Source organism: Paraburkholderia aromaticivorans, from assembly GCF_012689525.1.
Lineage (GTDB): Bacteria > Pseudomonadota > Gammaproteobacteria > Burkholderiales > Burkholderiaceae > Paraburkholderia > Paraburkholderia aromaticivorans_A.
In genome coordinates, this window is sequence record NZ_CP051516.1 from 1,141,448 (window position 1) to 1,164,218 (window position 22,771).

Sequence of the window (22,771 nt, forward strand, 5' to 3'; positions counted from 1 at the left end):
CGTCAGTAGTGGAATTCGGTGGATGCGGGCCGGGCGAGAATCGTGCAAACCGCGCGCAAGAAACACACAAACAGCGCGCGGCAGCGTTCAGATTTTCGCGCGAATCAGCGCGCCGAGACGCGACACGCCTTCGTCGATTTTGGCCGGCGGCACCGTCACGAACGACAGGCGCAGCGTGTTGTGTTGCGCTTCGTTCGCGAAGAACGGACCGCCCGGCACGAACGCGACGTTCTGCGCGACAGCTTCTTCCAGCAACTGCATGCTGTCGATCTGCGCGGGCAGATTCACCCACACGAACATGCCGCCTTCCGGACGGTTCCAGCTTACGCCTTCCGGCATGTAGCGTTCGAGCGAGGCCAGCATGGCCGCGCATTGATCGCGATACAGTTCGCGGATAGTCGGCACGTGCGTGTCGAGGAAGCCGTCCTTGATCACTTCGTACACGATGCGCTGCGTGAAGCTCGGCGTGTGCAGATCGGTGGCTTGCTTGGCTTGCACGAGTTTAAAGATCAACTCTTCCGGCGCGATGATGTAGCCGACCCGCAGGCCCGGCGCCAGCACCTTCGAGAACGAACCGAGATGGACGATGTGGTCCGGCGACATCGACAGCATGGTGGGCAGCGGTTCGCCCGCGTAGTCGAGCGCGCCGTACGGATCGTCTTCGATCACCGGGAACGGCGCGGTCTTCGCGAATTCGGCGAGCGCGCGGCGGCGTTCGATCGGCAGGCGGCGGCCCGTCGGATTCTGGAAGTTGGGTTGCGCGTACAACAGGCGGGCGCCGGCCGTCAGGTCGGGCGTGAGGCTTTCGGGAACGAGGCCGTGTTCGTCGGTCGGCACTTGCACGTAACGCGGCTCGTACATCGAGAACGATTGCAGCGCGCCGAGGTAGGTCGGCGTTTCGACCAGCACCGGGCTGTCCGGGCACACCAGCACCTTGCCGAGGAGGTCGAGCGCCTGTTGCGAGCCGGTGGTGATCAGCACCTGAGTCGGACGGATCTGCGCGCCGTTCACCGAATAGCGCTTGGCGATCCATTCACGCAGCGGCAGAAAACCTTCGGTCGCGCTGTATTGCAGCGCGGCGGCGGGTTCGTCGCGCAGAATGCGGTCCGATGCCGCGCGCATGCGTTCGGCCGGGAAGGTAGCCGGCGAGGGCAGGCCGCCCGCGAACGAAATGACTTCGGGCCGCTCCGTGACCTTCAGAATCTCGCGAATCGCCGAGCTCGTGAGCTTGCGTGCACGTTCGGACAATTGCCACGTGGGGGCTTTCAAGTCGCTTTGGTTCATGGTCTCCTCTGCTGGTACTGGAACCGGTCAAACTTCAATTATCGCGCGAGTCGGCGACCCGCGCGCGCTGCTTATTTAAGGGTCCGTAGACCGTCGGGCGTTTCAAACTCGGCGATGAGCGCCGGCGCGCCTTCCGTGGGCTGCAACTCGATCAGATGCGTCGCGCCGAGCCAGCGAAGTTGCGCCGCCACCGTGTCGGCTTGCCGATGTGCGCCTTTCAACGCTTTCAGCGAAATCTCCGTTTCCGGCAGGGCCGTCGACGGATGCTTCGTCGTGTCCCACTGAATCAGCGAGGGCAGCACGCCGTCGCCGATGCCTTGCCAGGTGGGGAACGCGCCGTCGTCGGGCACGGTCAGGCCCCACGTGAAATCGCCGCGTGTCATCGGCACGACGGGAGGAATGCGCTGCGGATACTGCGCTTGCCACGTCGGCAGGTGTTTCGGCCGTTCGACCCGGGCGGCCCAGTGCGACAGATACGGCCCGTTTTCGAGCCGTGCGTGTGTTGCCGGGTCGTCGAGCGCGAACAGGCGGGGGCGCGGCGCGCTGCCGTCGGCCGGCGACGCGGCCTGCGGATCGATCGCGATCACTTCCAGATACACGCCGCCCCATAGACTCAGCAGGCGGTTATGCGTGCGCATCAGCGGATGCGCGCCGCCGCCGGCCGGTGCGACGCCGAGCGTATCGGCGACGTACTGCGTGCCCTCGTCGAGGGTGCGGGCGGAAATCACGAGGTGATCGAGGCGGAGCGGATGAGCAGTCATGACGGATCGGGGAAACGGTTTCTGCGGTAAACCGGAGCGTGCCGGGTGTCGCGGCAACGCTGCCGGGGCCGTAAGCATAACCGTTTGCCGGATCGGCGGGCCATGCGGATGGTGTTCGGCAGGGTTTTGCCGGAGCGCGCGTGGGGCGTCGTGAGGCTTGCAGTGCCGCCATTCCATCCTTTACTTATCTCAAATGTAGCGACGCCGACCGGCACAGTAACGGTACAATCGATTCGATACTGTTCGGTACAGTTGGAGCCCAGTCATGTCCGTCCCGCTTGCCCAGATTCCCACCCCGCACGACACGGCGTCGCTGACGCTGGTCGAGCAGCTCGTCCAGTGGGCGCGCCGCCGCATCGAGGAGCGCGTGTTCCGCCCCGGCATGCGCATGCCGTCGATTCGCAAGCTGGCGCTCGACAAGGGCGTGTCGCGCTTCACGGTGGTCGAGGCGTACGAACGGCTGGTGGCGCAGGGTTTTCTGGAGTCGCGGCGCGGCTCCGGGTTCTATGTGCGCGAACGGCTGGGCGGCGCGGCTAGCACCACTGCCGAGATTCATCCGCTGACCGCGGCGGCGCCGGCGCCTGCCACGATCGACGTGGTCTGGCTGCTGCGCAACATGCTGCATACCGGCGCGCGTCCCGAGCGCAGTCCCGGCCTCGGTTATCTGCCGGCGCGCTGGCTCGACGGCGACCTGATCACCAACGCGCTGCGCACGCTCGGCCGGCAAAGCGGCGCGCAAATGCTCGGCATCGGAACACCGCTGGGTTTTTTGCCGTTGCGCCAGCAGTTGCAGACGCGGCTCGAAGAACTGGAGATTGGTGCATCGCCGGATCAGATCGTGATGGTGTCTGGCATCACGCAGGCCATCGATCTGATCTCGCGCATTTACGTGAAGCCGGGCGATGCGGTGATCGTCGGCGATCCGGCGTGGTTTCAGATGTTTGGGCGGTTCGCGTCGCAGGGCGCGCGGCTGGTGGGCATGCCGTACACGCCGGACGGGCCGGATCTCGACGCGCTCGAGTCGCTCGTAGCGACGTGGCGGCCGAAAATGCTGGTGATCAATTCGGTGCTGCAGAACCCGACCGGCACGTCGCTCACGGCGGCCCAGGCGTTCCGCATTCTGCGTCTCGCTGAAGCGTACGATTTCATCGTCGTCGAAGATGATATTTACGGCGATCTGTGTCCTCCGAGCTATCCGGGCACGCGGCTCGCGAGCCTCGACCAGTTGAAACGCGTGATCTACCTAGGCAGTTTTTCGAAAACGCTCGCGCCGAATCTGCGGGTCGGTTTCATTGCGTGCGCGCCTGAAGTGGCGACCGCGGTTAGCGACCAGAAAATGCTGGTTGGCATGACGAGCCCGGAACTGAACGAGCGTGTGCTGTACAAGATTCTGACCGAAGGTCACTACCGGCGGCATGTCGAACGGCTGCGCGTGCGGCTCGACGGCGTGCGCGAGAAATCCGTGCGGATGCTGGAGAAGACCGGCCTCAAGCTGTTCCTGACGCCCATGGCCGGCATGTTTTTGTGGGCCGACACGGGCGTCGACGCCGACGCGCTGGCGGCCGCCGGCCACGAAGCCGGTTTTCTACTGACGCCCGGCAGCCTGTTTTCACCGCAGCAGTCGTCGACCACCTGGATGCGCTTTAATATTTCCAATTGCGGCGATCCGGAGCTGGCCACCTTCTTGTGCCGTTATCTCGACAGCGTGGCGCGCCGCGCCTCTTGAAACCGCGCCGGCTTGCCCCCAATTACGCGGACAATCCGGCGGCCGGCGTTTCAGCGACTGACGCTTCGCCCCGGTAGCAGCCCACCAGCGGTACGCCGACGGCAAGCCGATGTCGCCGGTGAACCGCAACGAACGGCGCCGCGTCCGATTTGAACCCCCATTCGCAACAGAGAGGAAGTCCGACCATGGCACAAGAAACCATGAGCTTTCAGGCAGAAGTGAAACAGCTTCTGCACCTGATGATCCATTCGCTGTACAGCAACAAGGAAATTTTCCTGCGCGAGCTGATTTCGAACGCGTCCGACGCGGCCGACAAGCTGCGCTTCGAAGCGATCGAAAACAGTGCGTTGTACGAAAACGATCCGAATCTGCGGATTCGCGTGTCGTACGACAAGACCGCGCGCACCATCACGCTCGACGACAACGGCATCGGCATGAGCCGTGACGAAGCGATCTCCAACCTCGGCACGATCGCGCGCTCGGGCACCAAGGAATTCTTCGGCAAGCTCTCCGGCGACCAGCAGAAAGATGCGGCGCTGATCGGCCAGTTCGGCGTGGGCTTCTATTCGGGCTTCATCGTCGCGGACAAGATCACGGTCGAAACGCGCCGCGCCGGTTTGCCGGCCTCGGAAGGCGTGCGCTGGGAAAGCGCGGGCGAAGGCGATTTCGCCGTCGAGCAGATCGAACGCGCCGCGCGCGGCACGACCATCACGCTGCATCTGCGTGCGGATGAAGACGACCTGCTGTCGTCGCATCGTCTGAAAGCGATCATTCAGAAGTACTCCGACCACGTCGCGCTGCCGATCCTGATGCAAAAGGAAGAGTGGGACGCGGAAAAGAGCGAGATGGTCACGAAGGACGAGGACGAGACGGTCAATCAGGCCAGCGCGCTGTGGACGCGCTCGAAGAACGACATTACCGACGAGCAGTACAAGCAGTTCTATCAGCACCTCTCGCACGACCATCAGGATCCGCTCACGTGGACGCATAACCGCGTCGAAGGCCGCAGCGAGTACACGCAATTGCTGTACGTGCCGACCCACGCGCCGTTCGACATGTTCAACCGCGATCATCGCGGCGGCCTGAAGCTGTACGTGAAACGCGTGTTCATCATGGACGACGCCGAGCAACTGCTGCCCGCGTATCTGCGCTTCGTGAAGGGCGTGGTCGATTCGGCGGATCTGCCGCTGAACGTGTCGCGCGAAATTCTGCAGGAAAGCCGCGACGTGAAGGCGATCCGCGAAGGCGTGACCAAGCGTTCGCTGTCCATGCTCGAAGAGTTGGCCAACTCGGACAACGAGGCGGACAAGGAAAAGTACGCGGGCTTCTGGAAGGAATTCGGCCAGGTGCTGAAGGAAGGCATCGGCGAAGACTTTGCCAATCGCGATCGGATCGCGAAGCTCGTGCGCTTTGCGTCGACGCATACGGAGACACCGGAGCAGACCGTGTCGCTGGCCGACTACGTGGCGCGCATGAAGCCCGAGCAGACCAAGATCTACTACGTGACCGCCGACACCTGGCAGGCCGCGACCCACAGCCCGCACCTCGAAGTGTTCCGCAAGAAAGGCGTGGAAGTGCTGCTGCTGACCGACCGCGTGGATGAGTGGATTCTGTCGTTCCTGAACGAGTTCGAAGGCAAGCCGCTGCAAAGCGTGGCGCGTGGCGATCTCGATCTGGGCGCGCTGAACGACGAAGAAAAACAGGCGCAGGAGAAAGTTGGCGAAGAGTTCAAGCCGCTTGTCGAGAAGATGAAGGAAGCGCTGAAGGACAAGGCCAAGGACGTGCGTCTCACGTTCCGCCTGACCGATTCGCCGTCCTGCCTCGTTGCCGACGACGGCGAAATGAGCGGCTATCTGCAACGCATGCTGAAGGCCGCGGGGCAGGAAGCGCCGTCGTTCCATCCGATTCTCGAAGTGAATCCTGAGCACGCGCTGGTGAAGGGTTTGCACGCGGACAGCGCGAACTTCGACGACTGGTGCCATCTGTTGTTCGATCAGGCGTTGCTCGCTGAAGGAGGCGCGCTGGACGATCCGGCGAGCTTCGTGAAGCGCACCAATGCGCTCTTGCTGGCGCGCGCGAACTGAGTATGTGCCGAGCTTGAATCCGCGGCCTTGCGTTGAAGCCGGGGTTTAAAAATGCGCTGCCTTGGGGCAGCGCATTTTTTTTCCCGGCGGACGCGCCGGAGCGAAACGCAGTTGAGTCTACTTCTGGCGCCTCTGACCGAACGCTTAACGCGCGGGCGCCGGCCCATCCAGATGACGCACTTGCGTGAGGACGCAACCGGCCAATTCCTTCGCCTCATGACACGAAACATGATCGGCCAGCACTTTCGCGGCGAGGCTGCCGATGGCCTTGCTGGTCTGTTTCGACGTGTGATGTTGCGCCAGCGCCGAGCCCGCGAGTTCCTTCTCCAGTTGCGCGATACCCGCGCGCCGTAAAACGACCGCAGCCAGATGAGCGATGCGGTCGGACGTTTCCTTCAATTTTCCAGTATTCAAACGTTGCTCCATGCTGTGGTTGATCGATTTGATCGACTAACAGGTGTTACTCGTAGTCGACTGGGATTAATTATGGTTAACTAACTAAATAGAATCAATGGCATTAAATTGAGATTGATTTATGAGATGTAAAAGCGCGGTTTTGTCTTATGCTCGCGCGAATTTTATTCGAAGGCTTGAAGGATTATTTCTAATCTCTAAGCATTGAAAGCACCGAGTCCTATTTTTGTGATTACGCCTTCGCGCATGACAACAACAACGCTTCGAATTCCCATGTCCGATTCCGCTCTGGCAGTACCTCTCGATTCCGTTCATCTCCTGTGGTCCATCCTGCGCGGACAAGGTTTCGATGCCGCCGCGCGTCGCGCAGTCGAATTCGCCGTGGCAGGCGCGACGCCGCAGTTGCACGCCGACCTGTGCGCTAGCGCGGGGCGTTTCGAAGAGGCGTATCACAGCGCGTCGCAGGCGCAAGCGTGCGCGAACGGAGCGCGCCATGCGCGGGTCGCGCTGTTCGCCGACGCGCTCGGCTACGCCGGCGCCGCGCAGCGCAACAGCGAGCGGGCGGTGGCCGCTCAGCCGGTCGAAACAACGATCGACTGGGTCGCGTGGCTGATCGACACGTGCGGCGCGCACTCGGCGGCCGCGCGAATCTTGCGTGCCTACGAGCATCGAGCGCCGCAGGACGCGCGCGCGCCGTGGTGGTTGTCGATCGCGTTGGCGGCGCTGCCGGAGACAAGCGCGCGGGACGAGCGTCGCGCGGCGCTGTCGCGCGCGTATGCGCTCGACCCCGCGATCGATCCGGCGTTGCCTTTGCAACTCGTGCTGGCGTTGCGCGAGATGCGCGATTGGTCGATGGTCGAGCGTATCTGCCGCGAATGTCTTGCGCGCAATTCCGCCGATGCGGAGATGGCGTGGCAGCTCAGCCACGCGCAATGGCAGTGCAACGACGCGGCGGCGGCGGAGGCCACCATGCGCGCCGTGGACGCCGTCGCGCCCGGCAATGCGGATGTGCTGGCGGCCATCGGCATGTATCTGAACGAGCAGGCGCGCTACGAGGACAGCGAGGCGGCGCTGCGTGCGGCGCTCGCGATCGATGCGTCAGCGGTGCAGGCAGCGGTCGATCTGGCGGACCTGGAACTGCGGCGCGGCGATTGGTCGAGCGCGTGGCCGCGTTTCGAGGCGCGTCTCGCGCGCGAAGACCGCGAACAGAACAACGTCGTCAGCGTGATGAGGCGCTTGTGCCCGCGCTGGCATGGCGAAGCGCTCGCCGGCAAGACCTTGGTCGTGCACAGCGAGCAGGGCAGCGGCGACGACATCCAGATGGTCCGCTTCGTTCCGGATCTGGCGACACGCGTGCGTGACGAAGGCGGGCGGCTGGTGCTCGCCGTGCGTCGCGCGTTGCAGCCGCTGTTTGCGCGTTTCTACGCGGATTGCGTGTCGATCGAAGCAGGTCCGCTCGGCTCGCCGGATTACGCGTTGCCGCTCATGAGCCTGCCGCTCGCGCTCCGTCTCGAGTCGGAGCAGGTCCGCGGCGCGCCCTACCTGCAGGCCGAGACAACGAAGGCGGCGGCCTGGCGCGAACGGATCAGCGCGTACGCGCCCGATGCGATGTGGCACGTCGGTCTCGTCTGGTCGGGCAGCCCGACGCATCGGCGCGACGCCAAGCGGTCGATTCCGCTTGCGGCGCTGACGCCGCTGCTGGCGCTTCCGGATGTCGTATTCCATCCGCTCACGCCCGGGCGCCACGCCGATGTGACGGCGCTCGCCGCGCAGGGATATCGCCTGTGCGATCTGACCGGCGATTACAAAGACGGCTTCGACGACGTGGCGGCGCATCTCACCGCGCTGGACGCGCTGGTGACGATCGACAGCGCACCGTTGCATCTCGGCGGCGCGTTAGGGCATCGCGTGCTGGCGATGCTCGATCACGTCTCGCACTGGTCGTGGGGCAACGAAGAAGCGCAGCCCTGGTATGACTCGGTCGAGCTGTTCCGGCAGCCGCAGCCTGCGCAATGGGCACCGGTCGTCGAGCGGGTGGTCGCGCGTCTGAAGACGATGATGGCGCCGGACTGGACAGCCTGAGCGGCGCAAGCCACGGCAGGTTGAGTCACTCACGCAACTGATCCACGTCGATGCACGAACCCGATTTCTCTCTCCCCACCAGCGTCTCCGACGATGTCGGCGCGATCACCGCGCACGGCCGACGCCTGCTTCGTCGCGGGGCGCCATCACATGGCGATTGCGGACTATGAGCGAGTCCTCGCGGCACAGCCGCACAACGTGCACGCGCTTCATCATTGCGCGATTTTGTCGCTGACTGAAGACCGGGCGGCCTCACACGCGCCCAGTTTTTTCAGTTGAAGGTGACCGCGAAATGGCCGTCGGTTACTTCTTGCCCATCAACGTATCCATCGTCTCGCCACGCACGACGATCTCGGTGCGACGGTTCAGCGCGCGGCCTTCGGGCGTATCGTTGCTCGCCACCGGATTGTTGTACGCGTTGCCCTTCGTGCGAATACGGTCCATTGCGATGCCGCGCGCCACGAGCGCGTAACCCGCCGCGGTCGCGCGCGCTTCGGACAGTTGCTGGTTGTATTCGAGCGTGCCGACATTGTCGGTGTAGCCCTCGACGACAATCGGTTTCTTGCTGCGCTTGAGCAGCACGGCCGAACGATCGATGACCGCGGCCGTGTCGCTGCGCACGTCGGATTTGTTGAAATCGAACAGGGCGGTTTCGGGCAGCTTGACCGCGACGCCGCCGGCGACCGGCGCCACCTCGATGCCAACGGCCTTGTTCAACGATGTCTCCGTGTCGCGGTTCAGTTGCGCCGCGCAACCTGCCATCAGCAGGACAGAGATGGCGCATGCGGTTGTGCTCAGGATGTTCTTCATCTTCGTGTTTTCTCCTTGATTATTCGTTCACGTGGCGCGCCATTCGATCGCGGGCGGCCGGCTTTGCAAAGCACGGAGGTTTTATCGCGCGACGCGAGCCGCGGAGAATCGGAACTATCTGAAATCGACGCGTCGGTGGAAGTGCATCACGACCGGTGTCAGAGTCGATGGAATCTGCTGAAGGGCAGGGTGTGCGCGTTGACGAATGGTCCGACAGCCGCGCCGTTATAATCCGACACCATGTCTATCCGTTTCGATGCCGCCGACGCCCACTGGCGCGTCGCGCCCTTACCCGGTTTCACCGCCGCCCAGAAAGACTGGCTGACCCGTGGTGGTTCACTGACCGCGCATCTGCGCGCGCTCGGCGCGGTCGCGGTGCGCGTGACGCGCGAAGGCGTCGCGCTGCCGTGGGCCGACGAGAGCGCCGCGCTCGGCCTCGTGTCGCGTGCGCCGGTGTGGGTTCGGGAAGTCGTGCTGTCGGTCGATGGCGTGCCGTTTGTTGCCGCGCATAGCATCGCAGCGCTCGCCGCGAGCGCGGGCGTGTGGCAGGCCATACGGCGCTTACGCACGCGGCCGCTGGCCGAACTGCTGTATAGCGATAGCAGCGTGGCGCGTTCGTCGCTGGTGAGCCGCAGGTTGACCGCGCGGCATCCGCTCTATCGGCTGGCTGCGCGTGAGATTGAAGGGTTGCCGCCGCACGCGTTGGTCGCGCGCCGCTCCGTTTTCGAGCGCCACGGCGCGCCGCTGATGGTCACCGAATGCATGTTGCCGGCGTTATGGACGCATCTGGCGACCTTGTCCGGCGCGAGCAGATCGGACGAGTGGCTGGCGCATCCGCGGGTGCGCGAACATGGCCGTCCGCTCGAGCACACCGCATCGCGCGCGCATCCCGCGACGCGCGCGTCCGACGAACGGAGCCGCTGATGCTGCGCGGCTTTCCTCCGGTCGCCGCCGCGGATACACATACGCTGATTCTCGGCAGCTTTCCCGGCGAGGCGTCGCTCGCCGCGACGCAGTACTACGCGCATCCACGCAACCAGTTCTGGCGCCTGCTCGGCATCGTGCTCGACGAGCCGCTCGCCGAGCTCACGTACGAGGAGCGTCTGCGCCGCGTGCTCGCGCACGGCATCGGCGTGTGGGACGTGCTCGCCGCCTGCACACGCGAAGGCAGCCTCGACGCGGCGATCCGCAATGCCAGCCCCAATGATTTCGCTTCGTTGCGCGCCCACGCGCCGAAGCTCGCGAAAGTCTGCTTCAACGGCAAGACGGCGGGCCGTTTTGCGCCGGTGATCGGTGCGGCGGGCTACGCCACCCTCGTATTGCCTTCGTCGAGTCCGGCGAATGCTATGCTCTCATTCGACCAAAAATTGCGTCTTTGGCGCGACATCCTTACATGACGAAATTGATCAAGCGCGCTTCCGCCGAAGCGCGTGCCTTCCGCAACCGCGATGCTGACGTCGCCGGTGGGAAACAAAAAACGCAGAAAACGCAGAACGCCACGCGCAACAAAACGCGCGTCTTGCGCGACGACGATCTGCACGACGCGCCGCAAATCGAAGCGCCGCGCAAGCCGCGTTTCGCGCCGGTGACGTTCTCGGAAGAGGGCGGCGTGCGCTTTCTGCATTTCGGCACGGAGTGGGTGCAAGGCGCAATGCGTCTGCGCAAGCCGGACCACATCGAACTCGAATACGCGCAGCAGATGATGGCCTGGCTGCTGTTCATCGAAACGCCCAAGCGTATCGTCCAGCTCGGTCTGGGCGCCGCGGCGCTGACCAAGTTCGCGTACCGCTTCCTGAAGCGCGCGAAGGTCGAGGCGGTCGAAGTGAATCCGGCGGTCGTGGTGGCCGCGCGCACGATGTTCGAACTGCCGCACGACGACGCCCGTCTGACGGTACACGAAACCGATGCGTGGGACTTCGTCAACGACGGCGCCAATCATGGCACGATCGGCGCGTTGCAGATCGACGTCTATGACGCGACGGCGCGCGGTCCGGTGCTCGACAGCGTCGGCTTCTATCGTGCGGCGCGCGCGTGCCTGACCGACGCGGGCGTGGTGACGGTGAACCTGTTCGGCGATCACCCGAGCTTCGTGCGCAACATGAAGCGTCTGAACGAAGCCTTCGACGGCCGCGTGGTCGCGCTGCCGGAAGTGCACGACGGCAACCGCATCGCGATCGCGTTCTCGGGTCCGGCGCTCGAGGTGCCGTTCACGGCGCTGCAAGCGCGCGCCAAGCTGATCGAAGCGGAACTCGGTCTGCCCGCGCGTAAGTGGATCAAGGGTCTGCAGGAATCGACCGGGCAGACCGGCGCCTCGTTCTCGGTCTGATTGCAACGACCTATGCGGTCGGGCCGCGCAAGCCGGTCCGATCCAAAGCAGTGCATGGACCGAATGACCCGGCTCATGCGCCGCGCGCCGTTGCGCCCACGCGACGTTCGCCGCCTTCATCCATCGCGCATTGAACAGCCGGTCCTCTTCTTCGCGAAGCGGGCCGGCCTGTCAGACCCAAGCCGCACGGCCTGATGCGCCTGGCCGCAGCGCTTCAACTCCTCTTGCTGAAATACCGTCGCGCCGACCCTGAAAGCACGGTCGTGCTGGGGTCGGCCCTGCTTGACCGCGCTCTCGCCGCTCCTATACTCTTTCGAAGCTTTCGGGGAGCCCGTGGGCATTCGCGGGGCCACCCCTCGCAGCGGGATCCACCACCCGTCAAACACGGGCCAACATTTCAATAATAGGGAAGAGGAGACGTCATGGCTCACGACGCCGACGCGAACAAGGCCAGCAAGCACTGGCTCTGGTTGCTGCTGTTGCCCTGGATCGCGATGATCTGGGTGCCGTCATATAACAAGGTCGAACCGGTGCTGTTCGACTTTCCATTTTTCTACTGGTATCAGCTCCTGTGGGTGCTGATCAGCGCAGTCATCACAGCGCTCGTGTACTTCAAGACCAAGGCGCGCTCCAGCGGCCGTACGCAGGGGGGCGCACGATAATGAACGCCACAGCAACTTTCGTCTTCGTTCTGTTTTTCATCGGCGTCACGATTCTCGGCTTTGTCGCGGCGCATTGGCGGCGCGGTGATCTCGCACATCTGGAAGAGTGGGGCCTCGGCGGCCGGCGCTTCGGCACCATCGTCACGTGGTTCCTGCTGGGCGGCGACCTGTACACCGCGTACACCTTCATCGCCGTGCCGGCGCTGGTGTTCGGTGCGGGCGCAACCGGTTTCTTCGCGTTGCCATACACGATCCTGATCTATCCGTTCGCGTTCGTGGTGTTCCCGAAGCTGTGGAGTATCGCCAAACGTCAGGGCTACGTGACGTCGGCGGACTTCGTTTCGGCGCGCTATGGCAGCCGTATGCTCGCTCTGGCGATCGCCGTGACCGGCATCGTCGCGACCATGCCGTACATCGCGCTGCAACTGGTCGGTATCGAAGTGGTGATCGGCGCGCTCGGTTTCGACACCAAGGGCTTTGTCGGCGATCTGCCGCTGATCATCGCGTTCGCGATTCTGGCGGCGTACACGTACACCTCGGGTCTGCGTGCGCCGGCCATGATCGCGGTGGTCAAGGACGTCCTGATCTATATCGTGATCTTCGCCGCGATCATCGTGATTCCGCCGCAACTGGGCGGCTTCGGCCACATCTTCAGCGTGGTGCCGCCGGCCAAGCTGCTGCTCAAGGCGCCGGACGTCTCCAGCCTGAACGGCTACAGCGCGTACGCGACGCTCGCGGTGGGTTCGGCGCTCGCGCTGTTCCTGTACCCCCACTCGATCACGGCGGTGCTGTCGTCGAAGTCGGGTAACACGATCCGCCGCAATATGGCGATGCTGCCGGCCTACTCGCTGGTGCTCGGCCTGCTCGCGCTGCTCGGCTTCATGGCCTTGGCCTCGGGTGTGAAGGACATGCCGGAGTTCGCGCCGTACTTCAAGGCGTTCGGCCCGAACTTCGCGGTACCGGCGCTGTTCCTGCATTACTTCCCGTCGTGGTTCGTCGGCGTGGCGTTCGCGGCGATTGGCATCGGCGCGCTGGTGCCGGCGGCGATCATGTCGATTGCGGCCGCTAACCTGTACACGCGCAACATCCACAAGGAGTTCGTGAATCGCAACATGACGAACGAGCAGGAGACCAATGTCGCGAAGCTGGTCTCGCTGATCGTCAAGGTCGGCGCGGTGGCGTTCATTCTCGGCCTGCCGCTGACGTACGCGATCCAGTTGCAGTTGCTCGGCGGTATCTGGATCATCCAGACCTTGCCGGCGATCGTGCTGGGTCTGTACACGCGCGTGCTCGACTACCGCGGCCTGCTGGCCGGTTGGGCAGTCGGCATCGCAACCGGCACGTGGATGGCGATTTCGCTGAAGCTGGCCGGCTCGATCTTTACGATCCACCTGTTCGGCATAGGGATTCCGGGTTATGCGGCGGTGTGGTCGCTGATCGTGAACCTGGTGGTGGCGGTGGTGGTGAGCCTGCTGGTGCGCGTGGCCGGCATGCAGCGCGCTGAAGACCGTACCCGTCCGGAAGACTATCTGGACGTGGTCGAAAGCTGATCACGGCTGCTTTGCGTCGTGCCGCTTCACGGGGCACGACAGCCTGAAAACCGCAACGCCCGCACACGAAAGTGTGCGGGCGTTTGTCCTGATGAGGCACTCCAGGGCAGGATAGCGGAACCGTCCTTCACCGCATCGAGCGCGCCGCCATGGCTTCTGCCGATTCCCACACCGTGATTCCACGCCGCTCGGCGCTCAGCCGGATGGTCCGCGCGGTTACGTCGCCTTACTACCGCTATCGCCACGCCAAGGTGCTGCACAGTCTGCGCGTCGGGCTGGCCATGCTGGTTTCGATTCTGGCGACCACCGGCATCGACATTCCGCACGGCATCTGGTCGTCGGTCACTTTGCTGGTGGTGATCGGCGGCTTGCAGCATCACGGCAATATCCGCAAGAAGGCGGCGGAGCGGGCGGCGGGCACGCTGCTCGGCGCGTCGATCGGGCTCGCGCTGATCGTGCTGCAGAACCTGACCGACTCGCCGCCGCTCACTTATGTGCTGATGTCGATCGTCGCGGGCATCTGCGCCTGGTTCGCGATCGGCTCGTCAGGCTATATCGGGCTCTTGACGGCGATCACCATGTGCATCGTCGCGGGCCACGGCGACAATCTGATCGACGTCGGCCTGTGGCGCACCGCGAACGTGCTGATCGGCATCGTGATCGCGCTGGCGTTTTCGTTTGCGCTGCCGCTGCATGCCACTTATTCGTGGCGCTATGGGCTCGCGACGAATCTCCGCGAATGCGCGCGCGTCTACACGCGGCTGCTGGAGGGCGAGACGACTAGTGAGGAAGAGCAGGTCAAGCGCTTTCTGGCGATCAACAGGCGGCTCGTGCAATTGCGTTCGCTGATGCCTTCGGTGGCGAAGGAAATCGAGGTGCCGCAGTCGAAGCTCGAAGAGATTCAGCGGCTGCACCGCTCGGTGCTCAGTTCGCTGGAGTTGCTTGCCACCGGTCCGCTGATGCACGCCGATGCCACGGCGCGCGCCGCGTACGCCGAGCAATGCGGCGTCGAGGTGCGCACCGTGCGCGCGATTCTGCTGGCGATGGCGCGCGGCCTGCGCTTTGGCCGGGCGACACACTTCGGCATTCCGTCCGCGTCGGCGCTCGCGCAGAGGCACGGCGACGCGGCGCTGAAGCTGCCGCTCGAATTTCAGGGGCCGTACTGGCTCGGACAGCGGCTTGCCGAACAGGTGGACCGGCTGCGCGAGCGGTTGCTGGAAACCGAGCCGAACTGGAACATCGAACGGCGATCGCGGACTTTGTTGAAGGCTTGAGTGGGTCGCTCCGACTGCCTGGGCGGCGCAGCGGTCTGACCGACGCCAAGCGCGCCAAGCGCGGCAACCACCGCGAGCGAGCGCGCTCATTGTGGTCCGCTGCGCCGTCGCGCTCAACCTTCCGGCACTGTCACCATCCACATGAGACCGAAGCGGTCGACCACCATGCCAAAGCCTTTGCTCCAGAACGTCGGCTGAAACGGCAGCGTCACCTGGCCGCCGTCGGCAAGCGCATTGAAGTACTGTTCGGCCGACGCGGCGTCGTCGGCGGTCAGCGAGAGACTGAAGCCGTTCATCGTGGCGGCGGGGTCACAATGGCCGTCGGAGGCCATCCAGTCGGTCGAACCCATGCGCACATTGGCGTGCATGATCTTTTCTTCGAGACCGGGGCGCGGCTGGTTTTGCGGATCGGGCGGCGCTTCCTTGTAGCGCATCTTGAAGGTCACCTGAGCGCCGAGTTTCGCGCAGTAATAGTCGAGCGCTTCTTCGCAACGTCCGTTAAAAAATACGTAAGGTTGAACCAGCATGATCGTCTCCAAAGGGTGAGCGACGCGGATATCTCCCGAGAAAGACAACGGAAGGGCTAATGGTTAGATGAAGTACCGCGACGGCGCGCGCAGCGCCGCTGGAGGAATGACGGCTGTGTCACCAACGCGGAGTGTGCGAGGAGACAGATTCCAGATGCACCACTACCGCGACTGCGCGGGGGGGCCGCTTATGAGCTGGCGGTGCAAAGCGGCTTTCTTTGCCTACTTTCTTTGCCGCGGCAAAGAAAGTAGGTGCTGCCCCGCACAGGGGCGACGCTAATAGACCACCGTGAAACGCCCTTGCAGAAGATTGTAGTCACCCATCAGGCGGCAATTGTGACTAAATATCGTAAGCGCGACGTTGCCCGACGCAGTTCAAACGCAACCGAAAACCGCAACCCCCGCAGGTCGGTAAACGGCACACGGCCTTGAACCGTGAAGTCCAAGGCCGCGTGTTTTGTACGCCAAATTTAGGCGGCACGAGCAACCCTTACCGCAACGCTTCGATCAACTTTTCCAGCTTGACCGCGTCCGCAGCAAACGCGCGAATCCCTTCAGCAAGCTTCTCGGTCGCCATGGCTTCGTCATTGACGAGAAAACGGAACGACGATTCATCAACCGGCACGCGTTCGATATCCGCATCTTTAGCGATATCCGGCGACAGCTTGCGTTCCACCTTTTCAGTGCTGTCCTGCAGCTTTTGCAGCAGATCCGGGCTGATGGTCAGCAGATCGCAGCCGGCCAGTTCCAGAACCTGACCTGGCGTGCGGAAGCTCGCGCCCATCACCTCGGTCTTGTAGCCGAACTTTTTGTAGTACGCATAGATGCGGTGCACCGATTTGACGCCCGGGTCGTTGGCGCCGCCGTCTTTCGCTTCGTCCCATGCGCTGCCGGCGTTCTTCTTGTACCAGTCGTAAATCCGCCCGACGAACGGCGAGATTAGTTGCGCGCCCGCTTCGGCACAGGCGGCCGCCTGGGCGAGCGAGAACAGCAGGGTCATGTTGCAGTGGATGCCTTCCTTCTGCAGCACTTCCGCCGCACGGACGCCTTCCCAGGTGGAAGCCAGCTTGATCAGCACGCGTTCGCGGCCGATGCCGTGCTCCTTGTACAGCGAGATCAGTTCGCGGCCCTTGGCGATCGAAGCTTCCGTGTCGAACGAGAGGCGCGCGTCCACTTCCGTCGATACGCGGCCCGGAATGATCTTGAGAATTTCGGTGCCGAAGGCGATCAGCAACTGGTCGATGACCGCGCCGACCGGCTTCGACGCGTGGGCTTTCACGGTCTTTTCGAGCAGCGGCTTGTAGTCGTCTTTCTGCACCGCTTTCAGAATCAGCGACGGATTGGTGGTCGCGTCCTGCGGCTTGTACTGGGCAAGCTGCTGGAAGTCGCCGGTATCGGCCACGACGGTGGTGTATTGCTTGAGTTGATCGAGTGCGGTTGTCATGTTCGAGCCTTCAGGGCGCGTGCGCGCCGTGGTTCAGGAGAAATGAGGTTGCCACCGGCCTGAAACGCAAACCAGTTCCGGCGGCCGCGGGTCACGCTGCAGCGCTGCCCGCCATCTTGCCGGGGAATTTTGACGGAAAGCGCTGCCGGATGCTTCTATTCTATGGCGGATCGGCTGATGCAGTGTTGACACTTGCCCACGGCGATCCGTTCACACAGATTTCAGGCGGCATTTTCCGCCGACCGATCTAGCGCTGACCGGGTCTGCCGAGCGGTTTTTGCCAACTGATTCTGCCAGCAACAGGCGGCCGGACCCCGAGCCGCTGCCTCGCGCAGCAGGCGCGTCAGGCACGCCACGCGTTCAATATCACTTGCGTCAGCGCGGCTGCCATCCGCCACCAGAACACCGAGCCGCTGCCTCGCGCAGCAGGCGCGTCAGGCACGCCGCGCGTTCAATATCACTTGCGTCAGCGCGGCTGCCACGCGCCACCAGAACACCGAACTGCTGCCTTGCCCGGTAGGCGCATCAAGCCCGCCGCGCGTTCAATACCACTTGCGTCAGCACACCCGCCACCAGCCCCCAGAAAGCCGAGCCGATGGACAGCAAAGTCAGCCCGGACGCCGTCACCATGAACGTGACCAGCGCCGCCTCTCGCTGCTTCAGGTCCTGCATCGCGTTGGCGAGCCCGCTCATGATCGAGCCGAACAACGCCAGCGCCGCGACGGAGACCACCAGCGCCTTCGGCAAGGCCGCGAACAGCGCGGCGATGGTCGCGCCGAAAACCCCGGCGATCAGATAGAAGATGCCGCACCACACCGCGGCCGTGTAGCGCTTGTTGCGGTCTTCGTGCGCTTCGGGGCCGGTGCAGATCGCCGCGATGATCGCCGCAAGATTGATGCCGTGCGAGCCGAACGGCGCGAGCAGCAGCGAGGCGATGCCGGTGGTCGAAATCAGCGGCGCCGAGGGCGTGGTGTAGCCGTCCGCGCGCAGCACGGCAATGCCCGGCACGTTCTGCGACGCCATCGCCACGACGAAAAGCGGAATCCCGATACTGACGCTGGCTGCCACCGAAAACGCCGGCATGGTGAACACCGGATGCGCCAGCGCGACGTGAAAGTGGCTGAAGTCGAGCAGTCCGAGCCCGCCTGCGGCCGCCGTGCCGACGATCAGCGTCGTGACGATCGCGTAGCGCGGCGCGAGCCGTTTGACGATCAGATAGGTGAAGAACATGGTCAGCACGAGCGCGGTCTGGAATTGCGCGGCGCGGAATATCTCAATGCCGATCTCGAACAGGATGCCCGCCAGCAAAGCCGAGGCGATGCCCGCCGGAATCTTCTTCATCAGCGTGTCGAACCAGCCGGTCAGGCCGACTAGCGTAAGCAGCAGCGCGCAGACGATAAACGCGCCGATCGCCTCCGCATACGCCACATGCGGCAGCGAGGACACCAGCAGCGCCGCGCCGGGTGTCGACCAGGCGATCACGATCGGCGCGCGAAAGCGCAGCGACAGGCCGATCGTGCAGACGGCCATGCCGATCGACAAGGCCCAGATCCACGACGAAATCTGCGCATCGCTCAGATGCGCGGCCTGGCCCGCCTGGAACATCAGCACGAGCGAACTGGTGTAGCCCGTCATCATCGCGACGAAACCGGCGACGATGGTGGACAGCGACGTATCGGCGAAAGGGTTGAGGCGCCCGGGCGGTGTGACGGCAGGGGACAAATCGGGCGTGGAAGACGGACTCATGCAGATGCTTTCTTATCGTTGAAGGTAAAACTTGACCCGGCTATTTGCTCAGCGTGCGCATGGCCGTCTCGAGGCCGGCGAGCGTGAGCGGGTACATGCGGTGGCCGAGCACTTCGCGGATCGCGCTGACCGACTGCCGGTACGCCCACAGGCCTTCCGGTTCGGGATTGAGCCACGCGTGGTGCGGGAAATGATCGGCGAGGCGGCGCAGCCATACGGCGCCGGCTTCGGCGTTGTTGTACTCCACCGAGCCGCCCGGCTGCAGCACTTCGTATGGGCTCATGGTCGCGTCGCCGACGAAGATCAGCTTGTAGTCGGACGTGAATTTGTGCAGCACGTCCCACGTCGGCATGCGCTCGGCGTGACGGCGGCGGTTGTTCTTCCACAGAAAGTCGTACACGCAGTTGTGGAAGTAGTAGAACTCCAGGTGCTTGAACTCGGCCTTGGCGGCGGAGAACAACTCTTCGGTGCGCTTGATGTGATCGTCCATCGAGCCGCCCACGTCGAGCAGCATCAGCACTTTCACCTTGTTGTGCCGCTCGGGCACCATCTTCAGGTCGAGCCAGCCGGCGTTCGCGGCGGTGCTGCGGATCGTGTCGGGCAGATCGAGCTCTTCGGCGGCACCTTCGCGAGCGAACCGGCGCAAGCGGCGCAGCGCGATCTTGATGTTGCGTGTGCCGATTTCCACCTGATCGTCGTAGTCGCGATAGGCGCGCGCTTCCCAGACCTTGACGGCGGTGCGGTTGCCCGCCGCATCGCCGCCGATGCGCACGCCTTCCGGGTTGTAGCCGCCATTGCCGAACGGCGACGTGCCGCCCGTGCCGATCCACTTGTTGCCGCCTTCGTGGCGCTCCTTCTGTTCGTCGAACAGTTCCTTCAGGCGCTCCATGAGCTTGTCGAGGCCGCCCATCGCCTCGATCTGCGCTTTTTCTTCCGGCGACAGATCGCGTTGCAGCTTCTTCTTCAGCCAGTCGAGCGGGATGTCGAAGGCGAGTTCCGAGGCTTGCGCGACGCCTTTGAAATACGCGCCGAACGCCTGGTCGAACTTGTCGAAATACTGCTCGTCCTTGACCAGCGTGATGCGTGCCAGATAGTAGAACTCGTCGAGCGACGGCGCGATCACGTTGGCCTTGAGCGCTTCGAGCAGCGTCAGGTATTCCTTCACCGACACCGGCAGTTTGGCGGCGCGCAGCGAGTAGAAGAAGTCGATCAGCATGCTGGGTCCTCTGCGGCGGCGGGTGGTCGGGGCGGCGCGCTTCTCAGTGGCGGCCTCGCGACCATCCGGCTCTCAGTCAAGATCAATACGCGTTCATTGAACGCTCAATCAACGGTTATTGCGGTTCATGAAGATCAGCCGCTCGAACAGGTTCACGTCCTGCTCGTTCTTCAGGAGCGCGCCATGCAGCGGCGGAATGATCTGCTTCTGGTCGGACGAGCGCAGCGCTTCGGGAGGAATGTCTTCGGCGAGCAGCAGCTTGAGCCAGTCGAGCAGTTCCGAGGTGGACGGCTTCTTCTTCAATCCGGCGACGTTGCGCAGTTCGAAAAAGCTCTGCATGGCGGCGGCCAACAATTCCTTCTTGATGCCCGGATAGTGCACCTCGACGATCTGCTGCATGGTGACCGGATCGGGGAACTTGATGTAGTGGAAGAAGCAGCGGCGCAGGAACGCGTCCGGCAACTCCTTCTCGTTGTTCGACGTGATGATCACGAGCGGGCGCTGCTTCGCGCGGATCAGCTCATGCGTCTCGTACACGTAGAACTCCATGCGATCGAGTTCGCGCAGCAGGTCGTTCGGGAATTCGATGTCGGCCTTGTCGATCTCGTCGATCAGCAGCACGGTTTGCTCGTCCGACTCGAACGCCTGCCACAGCACGCCCTTGACGATGTAGTTGCCGATGTCCTTGACGCGCTCGTCGCCGAGTTGCGAATCGCGCAGGCGCGACACCGCGTCGTACTCGTACAGACCCTGCTGCGCCTTGGTGGTGGACTTGATGTGCCACTGCAGCAGCGGCATGCCGAGCGCGGCGGCGACCTCTTCGGCGAGCATGGTTTTGCCCGTGCCGGGTTCGCCCTTGATCAACAACGGGCGCTTCAGCGTCATCGCGGCGTTGACCGCGAGCTTGAGGTCGTCGGTGGCGACGTACTGCGATGAGCCTTCGAAACGCATGGCAAGATGCTCTTTTTCGGGAAAAAACCCAGTATAAGTCAGAAGACCTGTTGGCCTGAAACCGCCTCGCGTAAGGTGTCATCCGCGGTGCCGTGGCGTGAAGCGAGTGCGCACGCGGCGTCCGCGAGCGGACCGAACGCTCGCCCGGCGGGTCCGGTGGGCGGGCGAGCCGGGCGAGAGCGGGCTGAATGCGGCGTCGGTTGCCGTGCTGGCCGCTGTGTCGAACCGGCGCGAGTCGGTGCGAGTTGGCGCGAGCGGCCCGCATGCGACGGCGGCCGCCTTGCCTTGCGAATCCGGCGCGGCGGAGCAAAGCGGCGCTAGCCGTGGCTTTGCGGCGGCCGGATGCGCCGCGGCCCCGCGCGGTGGACGTTCGGCGCGGCGGCGCGGTACAATTAGCCCGATTTTTTTGGCCTGCGTGGCTACCCTATAAGAATAACGGCGCGGGCCGTTGCCTTTTGGTCGCCCGTTTCCCCTCAAGCCAGGTTACATGCTATGAATAAATTCGTTGGCAAAAACGTCGTGATCGCAGCGCTGTCGGTGCTCGCGGGCTATACGGCCGGTGCGCAGGCAGCGGATGTCGTCGGCAACGCGAAGGCGGGCCAAGGCAAGGTCGCGATGTGTATTGGCTGCCACGGCATCCCTGAATACCGCACGGCTTACCCTGAGGTCTACCGCGTGCCAATGCTCGGCGGGCAGAACCAGGCGTACCTCGAGAACGCCCTGCATGGCTACAAGAAGGGCGACCGCCATTTCGAAACAATGCGCGCCATCACCGCGTCGCTGTCGGATCAGGACATCGCCGACATCGCTGCCTACTACGCCGCGCAAAATGCCTCTTCGAAGAGCAATCCCGACAAGTGACCTGCGGCTCGTCCATCCAGTCACTCGGCTAATAAATTCGCGGGATAGGAGAATTCATGAATAAGCCCCAACAGGCACTCCACACGGTGTTCAAGGCTGCATGCGCGTCGGCGGCAGTGATCGGTCTGGTTGCAGCGAACCTCGCGCACGCCGCCGACGCCGGCAACGGCAAGGTGCTGGCCGACAGCCACAACTGCGCGGCTTGCCACGGCGTGAAGCTGAACAACCCGGTGAGCCCGGAATATCCGAAGCTCGCCGGCCAGCATTCCGATTACGTCTACTGGGCGCTGCGCCAATACCAGATGGGCAACGGCAACCCGCACTTGGGCCGCAACAACGCGATCATGCAGGCGCAGGTTCAAAGCCTGTCGCCCAGCGACATGAAAGACATCGCCGCCTATATCGAATCGCTAGACGGCGCTCTGGTGCAGAAGAAGTAAGCGCGTGGCGTGAGTTCGCGCTGCTTTCGGATTGAACAACACCCCGCTTCGGCGGGGTGTTGTGCTTTTAGGGCCGCGGTTTTGGCCCGCTCGCCCGTGTTCGCCTGACGCCGGTCTCAGTCGCGCGTGGCGCGCCGCTCGATGCGTTGCAGATACGCGTCCGTGTCCGGCGGCGTGCCGGTGCGCTGCGCTTCCCAGATGGTTTCGCCGAGGCAGTCCATGATCGCGTGCTGCGCGTCGTGGGTCGAGCCGAGGCGTGCGGCGAGCCGCTCATGCGCCGCGCGAATGCCGGGCGGCTGGTCGATCGACAACTGTTCGGTGATCGCGAGATGCATCGACAGATGCAGAAACGGGTTGGTCTGGCCGCGTTCGGGCGAGTAGTCCTGAACCTGGGCGGCGTCGCCGTCGGTCAGGTCGGCGTGGTATTCGGGGTGCTCGACGATCCAGTCGGCGGCAATTGCCTCCAGCGGCGTCAGAATTTCGCCTTTGCGCTGCTTGCGCCAGGTGTCGGTGAAGAAGAGACGGACTTCGTCGCGGCTGGGATTGAACATCGTAAGACCGGTGCGTTGAGTGGGGCGTGGGACGTATGCCTGTGAAGCGTCAGCCTGTGAAG

General features: G+C 63.8%; 21 protein-coding genes. 11 read left to right on the forward strand and 10 right to left on the reverse strand.

Annotated elements, in window-relative coordinates:
* Window positions 1-87 precede the first annotated feature (87 nt).
* Both HF916_RS33080 and HF916_RS33085 read right to left on the reverse strand, forming a co-directional pair.
* Window positions 88-1,284, reverse strand: a complete 1,197-nt coding sequence (locus tag HF916_RS33080) for a PLP-dependent aminotransferase family protein (protein ID WP_168793054.1) — start codon at window positions 1,282-1,284, stop codon at window positions 88-90.
* Between the two features lie 71 nt (window positions 1,285-1,355).
* Window positions 1,356-2,045 carry a VOC family protein gene (locus HF916_RS33085; protein ID WP_168793055.1) on the reverse strand — a complete coding sequence of 230 codons (690 nt, stop codon included), beginning with the start codon at window positions 2,043-2,045 and terminating at the stop codon, window positions 1,356-1,358.
* Window positions 2,046-2,310: 265 nt separating this feature from the next.
* Here HF916_RS33085 and HF916_RS33090 point away from each other — a divergent pair, with 265 nt between their 5' ends.
* Window positions 2,311-3,771 (forward strand): PLP-dependent aminotransferase family protein, encoded by a 1,461-nt coding sequence (locus HF916_RS33090; RefSeq protein WP_168793056.1) that lies wholly within the window; start codon window positions 2,311-2,313, stop codon window positions 3,769-3,771.
* Between the two features lie 185 nt (window positions 3,772-3,956).
* Window positions 3,957-5,855 carry a molecular chaperone HtpG gene (htpG, locus tag HF916_RS33095; protein ID WP_168793057.1) on the forward strand — a complete coding sequence of 633 codons (1,899 nt, stop codon included), beginning with the start codon at window positions 3,957-3,959 and terminating at the stop codon, window positions 5,853-5,855.
* A 144-nt stretch (window positions 5,856-5,999) separates the two neighbouring features.
* Here htpG and HF916_RS33100 read toward each other — a convergent pair whose 3' ends face one another.
* On the reverse strand, window positions 6,000-6,281 hold the full coding sequence (locus HF916_RS33100) for a hypothetical protein (RefSeq protein ID WP_168793058.1): 282 nt from the start codon (window positions 6,279-6,281) through the stop codon (window positions 6,000-6,002).
* A gap of 261 nt (window positions 6,282-6,542) precedes the next feature.
* On the opposite strand from HF916_RS33100, the gene HF916_RS33105 reads away from it, so the two are divergent.
* The gene (locus HF916_RS33105) at window positions 6,543-8,351 is read left to right on the forward strand and encodes a glycosyltransferase family 9 protein (protein WP_168793059.1); all 1,809 of its coding nucleotides are present in this window, start codon (window positions 6,543-6,545) and stop codon (window positions 8,349-8,351) included.
* Between the two features lie 303 nt (window positions 8,352-8,654).
* Here the strand turns inward: HF916_RS33105 and HF916_RS33110 are convergent, their stop codons facing one another.
* Complete coding sequence (locus HF916_RS33110) at window positions 8,655-9,161, reverse strand: OmpA family protein (RefSeq protein ID WP_168793060.1); 507 nt, start codon at window positions 9,159-9,161, stop codon at window positions 8,655-8,657.
* A gap of 240 nt (window positions 9,162-9,401) precedes the next feature.
* On the opposite strand from HF916_RS33110, the gene HF916_RS33115 reads away from it, so the two are divergent.
* The 6 genes from HF916_RS33115 to HF916_RS33140 all read left to right on the forward strand — a co-directional run bounded on the left by HF916_RS33115 (window position 9,402) and on the right by HF916_RS33140 (window position 14,973).
* Window positions 9,402-10,085 carry a chorismate--pyruvate lyase family protein gene (locus HF916_RS33115; protein ID WP_168793061.1) on the forward strand — a complete coding sequence of 228 codons (684 nt, stop codon included), beginning with the start codon at window positions 9,402-9,404 and terminating at the stop codon, window positions 10,083-10,085.
* On the forward strand, window positions 10,085-10,558 hold the full coding sequence (locus tag HF916_RS33120) for a DNA-deoxyinosine glycosylase (protein WP_168793062.1): 474 nt from the start codon (window positions 10,085-10,087) through the stop codon (window positions 10,556-10,558). The genes HF916_RS33115 and HF916_RS33120 overlap by 1 nt, the downstream gene beginning before the upstream one ends.
* Window positions 10,555-11,487, forward strand: coding sequence for a spermidine synthase (locus HF916_RS33125; RefSeq protein WP_168793063.1), 933 nt, complete (start codon window positions 10,555-10,557; stop codon window positions 11,485-11,487). Before HF916_RS33120 ends, HF916_RS33125 begins: the two co-directional genes overlap by 4 nt.
* A 422-nt stretch (window positions 11,488-11,909) precedes the next feature.
* Window positions 11,910-12,149, forward strand: a complete 240-nt coding sequence (locus HF916_RS33130) for a DUF3311 domain-containing protein (RefSeq protein ID WP_168793064.1) — start codon at window positions 11,910-11,912, stop codon at window positions 12,147-12,149.
* The gene (mctP, locus tag HF916_RS33135) at window positions 12,149-13,699 is read left to right on the forward strand and encodes a monocarboxylate uptake permease MctP (RefSeq protein WP_168793065.1); all 1,551 of its coding nucleotides are present in this window, start codon (window positions 12,149-12,151) and stop codon (window positions 13,697-13,699) included. The genes HF916_RS33130 and mctP overlap by 1 nt, the downstream gene beginning before the upstream one ends.
* A gap of 149 nt (window positions 13,700-13,848) precedes the next feature.
* Entirely contained in the window at window positions 13,849-14,973 is a 1,125-nt protein-coding gene (locus HF916_RS33140) for an FUSC family protein (protein WP_206002029.1), read from the forward strand.
* Window positions 14,974-15,086: 113 nt separating this feature from the next.
* On the opposite strand, the gene HF916_RS33145 is transcribed toward HF916_RS33140, so the two are convergent.
* The 5 genes from HF916_RS33145 to HF916_RS33165 form a co-directional block, all read right to left on the reverse strand.
* Window positions 15,087-15,500 carry a VOC family protein gene (locus HF916_RS33145; protein WP_168793066.1) on the reverse strand — a complete coding sequence of 138 codons (414 nt, stop codon included), beginning with the start codon at window positions 15,498-15,500 and terminating at the stop codon, window positions 15,087-15,089.
* Window positions 15,501-15,990: 490 nt separating this feature from the next.
* Window positions 15,991-16,944 (reverse strand): transaldolase, encoded by a 954-nt coding sequence (tal, locus tag HF916_RS33150; protein WP_168793067.1) that lies wholly within the window; start codon window positions 16,942-16,944, stop codon window positions 15,991-15,993.
* Between the two features lie 525 nt (window positions 16,945-17,469).
* Window positions 17,470-18,690, reverse strand: a complete 1,221-nt coding sequence (locus HF916_RS33155; protein WP_168793068.1) for a benzoate/H(+) symporter BenE family transporter — start codon at window positions 18,688-18,690, stop codon at window positions 17,470-17,472.
* 40 nt (window positions 18,691-18,730) lie between these two features.
* A complete protein-coding gene (locus HF916_RS33160) occupies window positions 18,731-19,906 on the reverse strand; it encodes a vWA domain-containing protein (RefSeq protein ID WP_168793069.1) in 1,176 nt (391 codons plus the stop codon).
* Window positions 19,907-20,014: 108 nt separating this feature from the next.
* Entirely contained in the window at window positions 20,015-20,857 is an 843-nt protein-coding gene (locus tag HF916_RS33165) for an AAA family ATPase (RefSeq protein WP_168793070.1), read from the reverse strand.
* A gap of 492 nt (window positions 20,858-21,349) precedes the next feature.
* Here HF916_RS33165 and HF916_RS33170 point away from each other — a divergent pair, with 492 nt between their 5' ends.
* Both HF916_RS33170 and HF916_RS33175 read left to right on the forward strand, forming a co-directional pair.
* Window positions 21,350-21,718 (forward strand): c-type cytochrome, encoded by a 369-nt coding sequence (locus HF916_RS33170; RefSeq protein WP_168793071.1) that lies wholly within the window; start codon window positions 21,350-21,352, stop codon window positions 21,716-21,718.
* A gap of 56 nt (window positions 21,719-21,774) precedes the next feature.
* A complete protein-coding gene (locus HF916_RS33175) occupies window positions 21,775-22,158 on the forward strand; it encodes a c-type cytochrome (protein ID WP_168793072.1) in 384 nt (127 codons plus the stop codon).
* Between the two features lie 116 nt (window positions 22,159-22,274).
* On the opposite strand, the gene HF916_RS33180 is transcribed toward HF916_RS33175, so the two are convergent.
* A complete protein-coding gene (locus tag HF916_RS33180) occupies window positions 22,275-22,709 on the reverse strand; it encodes a DUF1841 family protein (protein WP_168793073.1) in 435 nt (144 codons plus the stop codon).
* Window positions 22,710-22,771 lie beyond the last annotated feature (62 nt).

Coding starts and splice junctions, on each gene's coding strand:
- HF916_RS33130 (WP_168793064.1), top strand. CDS start 11,910: ATGGCTCACGACGCCGACGCGAACAAGGCCAGCAAGCACTGGCTCTGG.
- HF916_RS33080 (WP_168793054.1), bottom strand. CDS start 1,284: ATGAACCAAAGCGACTTGAAAGCCCCCACGTGGCAATTGTCCGAACGT.
- HF916_RS33140 (WP_206002029.1), top strand. CDS start 13,849: ATGGCTTCTGCCGATTCCCACACCGTGATTCCACGCCGCTCGGCGCTC.
- HF916_RS33105 (WP_168793059.1), top strand. CDS start 6,543: ATGTCCGATTCCGCTCTGGCAGTACCTCTCGATTCCGTTCATCTCCTG.
- HF916_RS33170 (WP_168793071.1), top strand. CDS start 21,350: ATGAATAAATTCGTTGGCAAAAACGTCGTGATCGCAGCGCTGTCGGTG.
- HF916_RS33145 (WP_168793066.1), bottom strand. CDS start 15,500: ATGCTGGTTCAACCTTACGTATTTTTTAACGGACGTTGCGAAGAAGCG.
- htpG (WP_168793057.1), top strand. CDS start 3,957: ATGGCACAAGAAACCATGAGCTTTCAGGCAGAAGTGAAACAGCTTCTG.
- HF916_RS33165 (WP_168793070.1), bottom strand. CDS start 20,857: ATGCGTTTCGAAGGCTCATCGCAGTACGTCGCCACCGACGACCTCAAG.
- HF916_RS33090 (WP_168793056.1), top strand. CDS start 2,311: ATGTCCGTCCCGCTTGCCCAGATTCCCACCCCGCACGACACGGCGTCG.
- HF916_RS33085 (WP_168793055.1), bottom strand. CDS start 2,045: ATGACTGCTCATCCGCTCCGCCTCGATCACCTCGTGATTTCCGCCCGC.
- HF916_RS33175 (WP_168793072.1), top strand. CDS start 21,775: ATGAATAAGCCCCAACAGGCACTCCACACGGTGTTCAAGGCTGCATGC.
- HF916_RS33155 (WP_168793068.1), bottom strand. CDS start 18,690: ATGAGTCCGTCTTCCACGCCCGATTTGTCCCCTGCCGTCACACCGCCC.
- HF916_RS33125 (WP_168793063.1), top strand. CDS start 10,555: ATGACGAAATTGATCAAGCGCGCTTCCGCCGAAGCGCGTGCCTTCCGC.
- HF916_RS33100 (WP_168793058.1), bottom strand. CDS start 6,281: ATGGAGCAACGTTTGAATACTGGAAAATTGAAGGAAACGTCCGACCGC.
- tal (WP_168793067.1), bottom strand. CDS start 16,944: ATGACAACCGCACTCGATCAACTCAAGCAATACACCACCGTCGTGGCC.
- HF916_RS33115 (WP_168793061.1), top strand. CDS start 9,402: ATGTCTATCCGTTTCGATGCCGCCGACGCCCACTGGCGCGTCGCGCCC.
- HF916_RS33120 (WP_168793062.1), top strand. CDS start 10,085: ATGCTGCGCGGCTTTCCTCCGGTCGCCGCCGCGGATACACATACGCTG.
- mctP (WP_168793065.1), top strand. CDS start 12,149: ATGAACGCCACAGCAACTTTCGTCTTCGTTCTGTTTTTCATCGGCGTC.
- HF916_RS33110 (WP_168793060.1), bottom strand. CDS start 9,161: ATGAAGAACATCCTGAGCACAACCGCATGCGCCATCTCTGTCCTGCTG.
- HF916_RS33160 (WP_168793069.1), bottom strand. CDS start 19,906: ATGCTGATCGACTTCTTCTACTCGCTGCGCGCCGCCAAACTGCCGGTG.
- HF916_RS33180 (WP_168793073.1), bottom strand. CDS start 22,709: ATGTTCAATCCCAGCCGCGACGAAGTCCGTCTCTTCTTCACCGACACC.